We start from the raw sequence: 12,062 nt of genomic DNA on the forward strand, positions 1-12,062 counted from the left end.
CAAAAAGTTTGTCCCCGGGGAAATGAACCTTGCCAAACACAACAAAGACCCGCAGGCCACTTGTGCGCCGCGAGTCTTCATGCTACTGCTGCTAATTCTATAGTCTCCCTCACTCCGCATGCATCACCTGTTCAGAGGAATCCCGCGCATAGTCGCTGAATGTGGAGAGTACGCTGTTGTACTCCTCCAGATCCTGCACCCGGATGCCCTGATGAAGCTGCTCCCAGATCCCCTTGGGTAAAGAGGATTTAATCGAGCCCATGTCCATTTGGAAAAAGGTCTTCATGACCCGCTCCGCCTCGGGCGGTCCTTGGAACAAGGTCAGGTTGCCTTGCTCGTCCACCCCGAAGTAGGCTTCTTTTTTGGTCAGCGGCGACAGGTCATTGACCCGCTGCTCCAGCCACAGGTCCCCTTCCCGGCTAATCCAGCCGCTCCAGCCCGCATGCCGGACAATCAGCTCGTTAAGCTGGGCCGGGGTCTGCTTGCCCGGCAGGGTCTGTACCTCTTCACCGGCTACATAGAGCGTCTTGAGATGCACTGTTCTGCTGATGGCTTCCTTGCCCACAGCCTTCAGCAGCTCTTGACTGTTCAACACGGCGGCATCCTCTTCGGCATCATCATCTGTATGGTTATATAGGGCGGCTACAGCCGGTAAGCTGCTTCCGGGTTCCAGATTCTGCCCTGCGCTGCCGCTCAGGAATGACGAAGATTTAAGCAGCGTGCTGATCTCTTCCGGAACCTGCATGCCGCGCCAGGCGAGCAACGTCAGCACGAGGCATGCCGCACCTACCCAGGGAGCTTTTTTCCAGCGTCTCCACCGCCGCCACAGTTGTTTTTTCAGGCGAAAAGCATTCACGTTAATCCCTTCATTCTGGTTTTTTCCTATTGTGACCTGTGAAGGGATCATTTATGCGTAAATGCTTGAAATTCATCCCAGCCTGAATTCAATCCGTGCGCTGCGGATTCTCAATCGCCCCAAGGAACAGCACAGCTCCGCTCTGAGTGTCCCGGATCATGAACAGGAACGGCCGGTTGACATTCATTTCAAAGGGCTTATCTGCAGGGGGCGCTGCTGCTCCGGCAAGCATACCAATTACAGTGGAAGCCGCTGCCTCCGTTCCCCGCTCGTTCACATCGATATAGGTTTTGTGGATGACCTGTTCCACAAAAATCGGGCTGTCCAGATCCGCCATAAGGGAGAAATCGCCCCGGTTCGGATCAAAGGCAAGCTTCACGCCCAGCGCCTGCAGCACTTTGGAGAGCTCTGTCCCATAGCTGGCCGTGAATCTCGGCAGCAGCAGCGTCCCCAGGGTACTGGAAAAATCCTCATCGAGCGGCAGAGTTCCCTGCTCCAGTTGACCCACAAGCTCCGAGAGAGAGGATTGCTCACCCGGAAGGACCACTACCATCTCCAGCTGTCCCTCTCCGTAGGGAAGCTTCACCGCCTGCCAATCCTCATGAGCTGCATACTCGAACATACCGCTCCGCTTCATCATCATTACCTGCGCTGCCGGTCCGTCCAGTGGATAAAAGTCGGCCTGCTTCGTAGCCTGTTCCTCGAACACATCTGTCCAGTTGCCTTTGAAATACAGCGCATTGACAAGGACAGCCACAGCCAGCGGTCCGGGCGGCTCCGTGAGCATCTCCTGAATCTTGTCCTCCGTATGGTCTGCTACCCAACCGTTAATCTCCTTCACAGACTCCTCTGCCGCCAGGTCCGTAGTCTTAATCTGCGCATCATAGAAGTTCTCACCGGTCTTGAGATATTCCCTGCGCAGCGGCAGGCCCTTCATCCCCCAGACCGAATTTGCGATCTTCAGCTCCACGCCCGGTCCTACATGATTCAAGAGCTTCATTAATGACTGATGGCCAGTATTCAGCTTCTGCCGTTCGTCCGGCGCATAGCCCAGCAGCTTCCCGAGTTCCTCTGCCGTCTCTCCGGCACTGCCGTTATAAGCCAGGGCCAGAGCGGTAGCGACACTGTACGGGGATATCGTCAGGTTCCCGCTCCCCTGCTTCCATAACTGGCCGAACAGCTTCACGCCCAGCCGGTTGCTGCTGTCAGCCAGACCCGAATCGAGCCCTGCTGCAGCAGCCTGTCTCTCCGCGTAATTCATGCCCGAACCCCCTCCACTGCAGCCGCCCAAGAGCAGCACGGCCAGTATAAGTGCGGATAATCTTTTGCCCATTACAGACCCTCCCTAAATTCTCCGTAGCCTCTCTACCCACTGACGCTGCAGATTGGGAAAAGTTGCAATTTCTTAGCGGCAGGCCTACAAAATTGCTATTCATTATATTGAAGGCTTATCTTTCTATGCCATCATTTGCTATACTCTATATTAACGAAAAAAGTTAAAAACTAAAACAAAGGGGATATCCTTGATGATTATTCAGCCAAAAACACGCGGCTTTATCTGCACAACAGCTCACCCGGAGGGATGTGCCGGACAAATACAGGAACAGATCGATTATGTACGGTCCCAAAAGAAGCTTACCGGCCCGGTGAACGTGCTGGTCATCGGCGCTTCCACAGGTTATGGACTGGCTTCGCGAATTGCCGCTGCCTTTGGCGCGGGCGCGAACACCATCGGCGTCTTCTTCGACAAGGCTGCTGAAGGCACCCGCACCGCCTCCGCAGGCTGGTACAATTCTGCTGCCTTTGAACGTGAAGCGGCCAAGCAGGGGCTGAAATCCTTCAGCATCGTCGGCGATGCCTTCTCGGACGCCGTCAAGACCACAACGATCGAACTAATCAAGGCCGAATTCGGCACCGTTGACCTGGTCGTCTACAGCGTGGCCTCCCCGCGCCGCACCCATCCGGTAACCGGAGAGGTGTTCTCTTCGGTTATTAAGCCGGTAGGCGAAGCTTACTCGAACAAGACGATGAACTTCCACACCGGAGAAGTCTCCACCGTTACCATTGAACCGGCTACAGAGGATGAAGTCCGCCAGACCATAGCCGTGATGGGCGGAGAAGACTGGGGCATGTGGATCAGCCAGATGCAGGAGGCCGGTGTGCTTGCTGACGGAGCAACTACCGTAGCGTACTCTTATATCGGACCCAAGATTACGCATCCTATCTACAAGGACGGAACTATCGGCCAGGCGAAGAACCATCTGGAGCAGACCGCCATTGCCTTGAACGATCAGCTCTCCGCCACAGGGGGCCGGGCCTTCGTATCTGTGAATAAGGCACTGGTGACCCAATCCAGCTCGGCGATCCCGGTAGTGCCGCTGTATATCTCCGCCCTGTACAGAGTCATGAAGGAGAAGGAGCTGCACGAGAACTGCATCCAGCAGATGTACCGTCTGTTCGCAGACCATCTGTATAACGGCGGCGAAGCCGCTGCGGACGGCAGCCACCTGATCCGCATTGACGACTGGGAGATGCGCGAAGATGTGCAGATCGAGGTCATGAGACGCTGGAATGAGCTGGAGACCGATAATGTGCCTGAGCTGGCGGATCTGGCAGGCTATCAGGACGACTTCTTCCATCTGTTCGGCTTCCGTACCGAAGGCGTAGACTATGAAGCTGATACAGACCCTGCCGTAGAGATTCCTAATATGGTGTAAAAGCCTGATGCTTGCTGTACAGCAAGCTGAATAAAATGACCATTCGGGCTATGCGCCTGCATCCGAGCACAATGTATGCTGTTTTCCGCATACATTTGGGCCATACGCCTGCGTGCAAGCACAATTCCTATACACCAAGAAGCCGCTCCTCCCCGGAGCGGCTTCCTTTGCGTTCTATCCAGCCTTTGGCGCGGCCTGCGCCACAATCCGCACAGCACCGCCAGTCTATTCATCCCGGAGCCGCTTCTGGTACAGCAGCACAGACACAAGCGTCAGCACGGCTGTCCACGCCGCAATGATCAGAAGAGGCGGCCACACCTCTGCCGCCGAATAACCGGCAGGGCTCAGGTTCAGCAAATGTATTAATTGGCTGCTTGGCATGTAGTCCAGCACTCCTAATACTGGATAATCCTTCGCCAATATTGCTACCGACGGTGCGCCCATGAAAATGAAGGCTACAGGAATGATCGATAAGGACGCATCCAGCAAGGTTTTGGAATAGAGACCGCAGATCGTCCCGGCTGCCGTGTAGAGAACAATGGAAAGAACAATCGCGGCTACAAATGCCCCTATATTTGCAGGCTCATAGCCAAACAACAAGGCAGAGATGGTGAGAACCACCGCTGACATGACAAAGACCAGACTGCTTTTGCCCATGAGCACATCCATTGTAGTAGCCGGAGTCATCATAAGGGACCGCAGCGTGTTACGCTCCTTCTCTTCCGCAATCAGGCAGGCTTGAGCGAAGCAGGTCAGCAGCACAAACGAACTGTTGAACAGAAGTCCGGCGGCTCCCGGCAAGGATGTACCTGCGCTTTTGAACAGCAGCGCAAACAGAATCGGAAACAGCAGCATAATGGACAGCGCATAATTGCGCGAGAATTCCTTGTAATCCTTCACAAAGATCGCGCTGGCCCGCTTATAGGAGATGTTCATAGCAGCTCACTTCCCGTCATTTTGATAAAAATATCACCCAGGCTCGGTTCCTTCGTCTCTACCCGCTCAATGAGCCCCCGCTTCATCCAATCCGCGATCCGGTCCGCCGTGTCCCCATCCACCGGAAGCTCATGAGCCTCTCCGCTGGTCAGCTCCACCCGGATCACGTTCTCGCGGTGCTGACGCTTCAGTTCCCGTGGAGAGCCGATGGTCTGGATACGTCCCTGATAGAGAATCGCCACACGGTTACACAGCAGCTCCGCCTCCGCCATATCATGCGTGGTGATGAAGATGGTCGTGCCCTTCTCGTTCAGATAACGTAAGCCTTTATAGATATGCGCTGAATTCACAGGGTCCAGTGCCGAGGTCGGCTCATCCAGGAACAACAGCTCCGGCTCATGGATAATGGCGCAGGCCAGCATCACCCGCTGACGCATCCCTTTGGACAGCGTGTTTGTTTTCTTCTTGCGCTCACTGCTCAAATTAACGAACTGCAGCACCTGATCCACCGCAGAGCGGGGAAGATCATACAGCTTCCGGTACAGCTCCAGATTCTCCTCTATGGACAACCGCTCGTACAGGCCGCTGTTATCGGTCAGAATGCCAAAACGCATCTTCTGGGCCGACTGCTGCATCGCCTCTGCCGGCTGATCGAATACTTTGGCCGCTCCGCCAGTCGGCTTCAGCTGTGCAGTCAGAATCTTGATTAAAGTGGTTTTGCCTGCACCGCTCGGACCGAGGAACCCGAAAATCTCCCCTTTTGGAATACTGAAGGACACCTCTGTCAGCGCATCTCTAGCCCCGAAGGTCTTGCGGACCTGCTCTACCTGAATAACCGCCATCTCGCCACATCCTTTAGTTGTTGATGGCTTAACGTTATCCGGATTCCAGCCTTTCAGCCACCAAAACCGGGTGAATTGTACCCATTCCGGCCTGAACGGTACCTTTTACAGCTTAAGCAGCGCCTTAAGTTCCGGCAATTTGGAGCGGGATAACGGAACCACGGCCTCCTTGCCGGTGTTCAGCCGCAGACTGTAGCTGTTCTTCGTCCAGGTAATGATCTCGCGTACCTTTTGCAAATTGACGATGTAAGACCGGTGGCACCGGAAGAAGCCGAAGTTCAGCAGCCGCGCTTCAAGCTGGGTCAAGGTCAAGGCACAGTCATAATGCTCACCGCCGACATGCACCAGGATAGAGCCTTCCACACTTTCAATAAAATCAATCTCGGGCGGATCAAATAAAATCACCTTATCCTCCCGTTTGGTCGAGACCTTCTGTAAGGTGATGTTGGCCTCATCCTGCTTCTGCGCCTCCTGCCTGTCCTCTTCCGAATCGCGGATATCCAGCTGATGAAGCCCGGACCCGCTCAGCCGGTAGATGACATCACAGGAGATCAATGCATCCTCCAGATTCGAGGTCAGAATGAGTATCCTTTTCTGCTGCGACAGATCATCCAGTATCCGCTTCAGCTGGCGGCGGTCCTGCTCCTCCAGATAGAAAAACGGCTCCTCCAATACGAGCGTGGACTGATGGGCGAAAAAAGCCCGCAGCAGGGTCACATACACCCTTTTCGAAGAGCTAAGCTGCATCAATCTGACCTTACGTTCCTCCTTCAGCGCAAAATAATCAGTTAACACAGCCGCCCGCTCCCCGCGTCCCGACATCCGGATCAGAAACGAGATTAGCTCCTCTACCGTGAGCCGCATATATTCGTTCTGCCCGGCCCATGACAAATAATTGCCGGAATCCCGGGACAATTGCTCCATTAACAGTTGCTTGCGCCTCAAATCTGTGATAATACCAACCGAAGGGTTCGCAGACAGATCAAGCTCGAGCTTCGGCATTATTAATTCCCCATCTTCATATATAGGTTGAAATTGCATGTCTTCCTCCCGCTCCAGGCTCTCTAGGATATATAATGCAATTATAGAGATATGCTATGTATTTGTCAGGTATGGCCACTATCATTGCACAGAGGAAGGCGGATTTCTGCGATGGGACTACATGCTCTGGGTTTTATCATCTCTTTACTCGTATTACTGCCGAATCTTATATTCCTATTCTTCCCGCCCCGGAGTGTTCCTGACTCCTTGAACTCCGCCCCGCTGGTCTTCACGCTCCTGGAGCGGGCAGGGCAGATTACCTGCTTCATGCTACCCATTCTTTTCGGCCGATTGATTTCTGCTCAGACCCTGGGAGTATCCGCTGTACTGATGGCACTCTGCCTGCTGGTTTACTACGGCGGCTGGGTGCGCTATTTCCGGAGCGGGAGAGCTTTTACGGCGCTGTTCAAGCCCTGGCTGGGCATCCCCGTTCCTATGGCCGTCTTCCCGGCCCTCTATTTCCTGCTGCTTGGCGTTTGGCTCCAGTCCTGGTTGTTCATTGTTTCGGCCTGTCTGTTCGCCGCCGGTCATTTAGTCAACAGCTGGAGCGTCTACGGGCAGCTCCGTTGATAGCAGATCCGCAATATAACTATAGTTTTGCGCAACAAACCTACAGCTTGATCGGCTTATAATAGGGTTAAGCACACTATAGCGATATTATGGAGGTTATGGCGGGTATGAACTGGGAGCAGGCGATTGAGCAGACACTTACGACTACGCGGCTTAATGTGAAGCGATTTGGGGAGAGATTTCCGATTGTAAGTATGGGGGACGGCAAATATCATCTGACCGGCCACACCAACTGGACAGAGGGCTTCTGGCCTGGGATTTTATGGCTAAGCTATGAATACAGCCGGGACCCGGAGATTCATGCCGCCGCCATCCAGGCGACCGATTCCTTCCACCAGCGCATGCTGGACGGGCAGGCACTGGATCATCACGATATCGGCTTCCTGTACTCTCTCTCGGCCAAGGCCCGCTGGATTGCAGACAAGGATGAAGCCTCGCGTCTGCTCGCCCTGCAGGCAGCGGACCAGCTGATGAAGCGCTGGCGTCCTTGTCCGCAGCTCTTTCAGGCTTGGGGGCCCGAAGGCGACAAAGACAACGGGGGACGGATCATCATCGACTGCCTGATGAATCTGCCGCTCCTCTGCTGGGCCAGTGAACAGACCGGCGACCCGGTCTATGCCAGGGCTGCCCGTATCCACGCCGAGACAAGCCGCCGCTTCCTGGTGAGGGGCGATGACTCTTCTTACCATACCTTTTATTTCGACCAGCAGACGGGGGATGCCCTTCGTGGAGGTACGGCACAAGGGTATCAGGACGGCTCCACCTGGACGAGGGGACAGGCCTGGGGTGTCTACGGCTTCGCTCTCGCCTACCGCAGCTTCCAGGAGCCTCATTACCTCGAAGCCTCCAAAAGAATGGCCCGCTACTTCGTGGAGCATCTCCCCGCCGACCATGTAGCCTATTGGGATTTCGATGCCCCGCAGCAGGAAGGCACCCCGCGCGACAGCTCCGCTTCTGCCATCACCGTATGCGGTCTCTTAGAGCTGCTGGAGCATCTGCCGGAGAATGATCCCGACCGGGACTATTTCTGTGACGCCGTGAACAAATCCATGGACTCGCTGATCAATCGCTACTTCACCGCAGGCCACCCGTCAGAAGAGGGATTTCTGCGGCACGGCTCCTATTCGGTCAGAGGCAACGCCTCCCCGGATGACTTCATGATCTGGGGCGATTACTTCTTCCTGGAGGCGCTGCTGCGTCTTGCGCGGGGAATTCCGGGGTATTGGTATGAGCGGGAGACTACACAAAATACAACGATCTGACCTTTTGATCCCAGATTGGTGGAGCATTACACATCCTACTTTATGGAAAAAAATATTGTCTAGCGGACTCTTGTAGCGTATAGTATATTCCCATGTTGGAAGGGAGAGATTACTATGCTGAACAGGATTGAATCATTTGAAGGCTCCAGGCATTTCCGGCTGCAATATATTGCAGACAGCACCGTTGCAGCGGTTGCGGTTCCAGGCACAGGCTCACTCGCAAACGCGGCCATTATTGACCTGGGGGGACTCACTTTGGTGGTGGACACATTCGCGACGCTGGAAGCAGCACAGGATTTGAAGGCTGCTGCTGAGCATCTCACAGGGAACCCTGTATCCTATGTAATCAACACACACTGGCACAGCGATCATACTACTGGCAATCAGGTGTTTGTGCCTGACGCTCAGCTGATTGCAACATCAGGCACCCGTGAGACGATGAATACATTCGCCAGAGACCGGGTAGCCCAGTACCAGAACAACAGAGAGAAGATGCTAGAGGCGATCCGGGAAGCGGAATTGCAAGGCGAGCAGGAGACAGATAGCAAGCTGAAGCAAGAAATGGCTTGGGAGAATGCAACGGACCGTGAGTTCGTGAACATGCTGCCGCAGCTGGTTCATACAGTACCGAGCGTGACTTTTGACCGGCATATGACCATTCATGGCAGCAACCGCAGCGCGCAGCTCATTACATATGGCGGAGGACACACGCAGAGCGATGCTATTGTGTACCTACCGGAAGATAAAATTGTCATTATCGGGGACCTCGTACTCTCGAACCACCACCCTGTTCTAGCCAATGCCAATCCTCAGGAATGGCTGTATATTCTGGAGCAGGTTGAATCGCTGGACGTGGAGACGATTGTACCAGGGCATGGTGAGGTCTGCTCCCTGCAACAGCTTCATGCGGTGAAGGGATACATAAGCAGAATGATCGCCATCGTGACCGAAGCCGTTCAGAATCAGCAGAGTATTGAAGAGATCGAAATCCCTGAAAAATACCGGGCTTGGTACTTCACAACCTATTTCAGGACAAATTTGAATAAGCTCTATGAACTGATTACTGCATCAGGGGAGTAACAGAGAGCATTCGGCGTATATCGTGTAACTAGACGAGGCAAGAAAAGAAGAGCATATCCCTTCTTTTCTTGCTTTTCCTATGCATATTATCCTTTCCTAAGTACAAAACATAGCGTGTCTGCTCCCCCCGTATACGGACTGCCGCAACTATCATCGTAAACACTGTCCGGTTGGAATCCCCAAGGCAACACTTCATCCGCAAGAGTCTCCTGTGTAAACACCGTGTTCCAGATCAAATAATGATGCAGCTCATGATCGGCAAGTATGAGGGTCTGACGGGCCTCTACGGTATGCCCCTCGAAGAAATAAGACGCTTCGAGACATACATGCGGTTCAGCATTCCAAAAACCTCCGTCTGGATGCACCGTCCACGAGGTACTGGCCTGCTTACTCCAATTCGTCTTCTGCGTGAACACATAGGCGATTGAACGTCTTGAGAAATCAAGTCCCGTTACGTTATACCCCTGTTCAAAGAGACGCTTGGTATAGAGCCCCGGTCCACAACCAAGATCAAGAATACGGCTTCCCGGCGGGATCAGACGGCTAAGCCACTTCACTGAACAGTCAATATCGCTATGCCTGCGGCTCGCCGCTTCCCAGTCCGGATTCAGATGAGCTTCCAGCATTTGCTTCGAGATATACCCGTCATTCCAAAAGGGTTCAACGCTTCGTTGCCAGAGCACAGGTTGTCTGGCAAGTGAAAACAGGTGATTTAGCATATAGTTTCCTTTCATAAAAAGCTCTCGGGCCGTTATACTCTCATTAACTCCCGGTACCTAAATGGTATACGATCCTCTATGTCTGTCTCCAGGCACAGAATGGTTAAAATAAAAGTTGCTGCTGCGGGTAGTGAGCCTAATGTTATAGCACTTCCACTCTTTATGACTTCCAACCATCCTCCCCGCTAACTTCCCTTACTCCCTCACCCGTGTTATATATGTACTTAACTGAACAAGATAAGGAGAGCCTTAGAGATGTCCAAAATTCTGATCGTGGAAGATGATCCGAAGATTGCAGACCTGCTGCTGTCAGCGATTGAGAAGTATGGTTATGAGGGGGGCAGGGTCAAAGACTTTCGTCAGGTGCTACAAGAATTTGAACAGGTAAGGCCGGATCTGGTGCTGCTGGATGTGAATTTGCCCAGCTATGACGGGTATTACTGGTGCCGGCAGATCCGAAAGATCTCTACTTGTCCTGTGCTGTTCATTTCGGCGCGGGATGGGGAGATGGACCAGATTATGGCGCTGGAGAACGGCGGGGATGATTATATTACGAAGCCCTTTCACTCAGGGATTGTACTGGCCAAAATCCACAGCCATCTCCGCCGCGCTTACGGGGAATATGCGGCTAAGCGCGAGGAGCTGATGCTGGAGAAGGAAGGGCTGATTCTGTATCCTGAAAGGCTTGAATTGCAGTACGGGCAGGCGGTCGTGCCTCTTACCCGCAAGGAATCGGATCTCATTGAGAGTCTGATGGAGCGTTACCCGAGGGTTGCCAGCCGGGAAGCGCTGCTGGAGAAGCTATGGGACCCGCAGGCTTTTGTGGATGAGAACACGCTGAACGTGAATATCGCACGGGTCCGCAAGAAATTCCAGGAGCTGGGGATGGAGGATGCTGTGCTTACCGTCAGGGGTTCGGGATACCGGCTGAACAACAGCTGGTCAGGGGCCCAGCCATGAAGCTGTTTCTCCGTGAGCATATGTTGTTATTGGCTGTGCAGATCGTGCAATTCGGTGCTATGCTGTCCATTTACTGGCTGGACGGCTACCGCGATCTGCCGACCGCGCTCTATGCGGTCTTTATTGGCTTCTTCTTCCTCAGTTGCTATCTCATCTACCAATATATCAGCAGGCGCCGTTATTATCTTCGCCTCAGCAGACCTCTGGAGACGCTGGACGAATCCTTTCAGAAGCTGGAGAACCACCCTGTATCCACAGCGCTGGAGCAGCTGCTGCATGCCCAATACGGCTACTATCAGCAGCAGCTGACGGCGGTGAAGCAGCAGCAGGAGCAGCATCTGACTTTCATCGACCAATGGGTCCATCAGATGAAGACGCCTTTGTCAGTCATCGAGCTGACCGTGCAGAATATGGACGAGCCGGAGTTTGCCAGCATCCGCGAGGAGCTGGAGCGTATGCGCAGCGGACTGCATACCGTTCTGTATATGGCCAGGCTGCGGGCTTTTGAGAAGGATTTCCACATCAGGCCTGTCGTCCTGCCGAAGCTGGTGAACGAGGTGGTCCATGATCACAGACGCCTGTTCATCCGCAGCCATATCTTTCCCGAGGTCCAAGCCCCAACTCACGGCCTTACCGCCCAGACCGATGAGAAATGGCTGTTCTTCATGCTGTCGCAAATTATGAACAATGCCATCAAATATTCAGCGGCGGCTAATACGGAGACCGGCCGGAAAATCACTATATCCTGCTATATAAGAGGACCGGAGGCAGTTATTGAGGTTAAGGACCGGGGCATTGGTATTGAGGCGTCTGATCTCAAACGGGTATTCGACCCCTTCTTCACCGGCAGCAACGGGCGCGGGCTGCGGGAGTCTACAGGAATGGGACTGTATCTGACGAAGGAGTCCGCCGACCGTCTCGGGCACCGGCTTGAGCTGGAATCGGCGGCTGGTGAAGGAACGGTGGTGCGGATTATTTTGACGGCGGATACTTAGCTTACAGACGTGTAATAAAAGTGACATCTAAATCGATAGTTGAGACGCTGCCGTCTCCGGTATATTGGTTACAGAACAAGTGAG

Annotated in this window: 12 protein-coding genes; 6 read left to right on the forward strand and 6 right to left on the reverse strand. The window is 53.8% G+C overall.

The window, feature by feature from the left end:
• Positions 1–109: 109 nt before the first annotated feature.
• Positions 110–856 carry a BofC C-terminal domain-containing protein gene (locus C162_RS01675; RefSeq protein ID WP_036690561.1) on the reverse strand — a complete coding sequence of 249 codons (747 nt, stop codon included), beginning with the start codon at positions 854–856 and terminating at the stop codon, positions 110–112.
• 88 nt (positions 857–944) lie between these two features.
• Positions 945–2,189 (reverse strand): serpin family protein, encoded by a 1,245-nt coding sequence (locus C162_RS01680; protein ID WP_051493137.1) that lies wholly within the window; start codon positions 2,187–2,189, stop codon positions 945–947.
• A 193-nt stretch (positions 2,190–2,382) separates the two neighbouring features.
• On the opposite strand from C162_RS01680, the gene fabV reads away from it, so the two are divergent.
• Positions 2,383–3,573: an enoyl-ACP reductase FabV gene (gene fabV / locus C162_RS01685; RefSeq protein WP_036690562.1), complete on the forward strand. Its 1,191-nt coding sequence runs from the start codon at positions 2,383–2,385 to the stop codon at positions 3,571–3,573.
• 225 nt (positions 3,574–3,798) lie between these two features.
• On the opposite strand, the gene C162_RS01690 is transcribed toward fabV, so the two are convergent.
• From C162_RS01690 to C162_RS01700, 3 genes are all read right to left on the reverse strand, one after another.
• A complete protein-coding gene (locus C162_RS01690) occupies positions 3,799–4,509 on the reverse strand; it encodes an ABC transporter permease (protein ID WP_036690563.1) in 711 nt (236 codons plus the stop codon).
• Positions 4,506–5,351, reverse strand: a complete 846-nt coding sequence (locus tag C162_RS01695) for an ABC transporter ATP-binding protein (RefSeq protein ID WP_036690565.1) — start codon at positions 5,349–5,351, stop codon at positions 4,506–4,508. Before C162_RS01695 ends, C162_RS01690 begins: the two co-directional genes overlap by 4 nt.
• A gap of 105 nt (positions 5,352–5,456) precedes the next feature.
• A complete protein-coding gene (locus C162_RS01700; protein ID WP_235218328.1) occupies positions 5,457–6,353 on the reverse strand; it encodes a LytTR family transcriptional regulator DNA-binding domain-containing protein in 897 nt (298 codons plus the stop codon).
• A gap of 150 nt (positions 6,354–6,503) precedes the next feature.
• On the opposite strand from C162_RS01700, the gene C162_RS01705 reads away from it, so the two are divergent.
• The 3 genes from C162_RS01705 (at position 6,504) to C162_RS01715 (ending at position 9,304) form a co-directional block, all read left to right on the forward strand.
• Positions 6,504–6,962 carry a hypothetical protein gene (locus C162_RS01705; RefSeq protein WP_036690568.1) on the forward strand — a complete coding sequence of 153 codons (459 nt, stop codon included), beginning with the start codon at positions 6,504–6,506 and terminating at the stop codon, positions 6,960–6,962.
• 107 nt (positions 6,963–7,069) lie between these two features.
• Entirely contained in the window at positions 7,070–8,224 is a 1,155-nt protein-coding gene (locus C162_RS01710) for a glycoside hydrolase family 88 protein (protein ID WP_036690569.1), read from the forward strand.
• 114 nt (positions 8,225–8,338) lie between these two features.
• Positions 8,339–9,304, forward strand: a complete 966-nt coding sequence (locus tag C162_RS01715) for an MBL fold metallo-hydrolase (protein WP_036690571.1) — start codon at positions 8,339–8,341, stop codon at positions 9,302–9,304.
• An 86-nt stretch (positions 9,305–9,390) separates the two neighbouring features.
• On the opposite strand, the gene C162_RS01720 is transcribed toward C162_RS01715, so the two are convergent.
• The gene (locus C162_RS01720; RefSeq protein ID WP_162174433.1) at positions 9,391–10,023 is read right to left on the reverse strand and encodes a class I SAM-dependent methyltransferase; all 633 of its coding nucleotides are present in this window, start codon (positions 10,021–10,023) and stop codon (positions 9,391–9,393) included.
• Positions 10,024–10,278: 255 nt separating this feature from the next.
• On the opposite strand from C162_RS01720, the gene C162_RS01725 reads away from it, so the two are divergent.
• On the forward strand, positions 10,279–10,983 hold the full coding sequence (locus tag C162_RS01725) for a response regulator transcription factor (RefSeq protein ID WP_036690574.1): 705 nt from the start codon (positions 10,279–10,281) through the stop codon (positions 10,981–10,983).
• Complete coding sequence (locus C162_RS01730; RefSeq protein ID WP_036690575.1) at positions 10,980–11,978, forward strand: sensor histidine kinase; 999 nt, start codon at positions 10,980–10,982, stop codon at positions 11,976–11,978. The genes C162_RS01725 and C162_RS01730 overlap by 4 nt, the downstream gene beginning before the upstream one ends.
• Positions 11,979–12,062: the final 84 nt, after the last annotated feature.

This window comes from Paenibacillus sp. FSL R7-269 (genome assembly GCF_000517865.1).
Lineage (GTDB): Bacteria > Bacillota > Bacilli > Paenibacillales > Paenibacillaceae > Paenibacillus_AQ.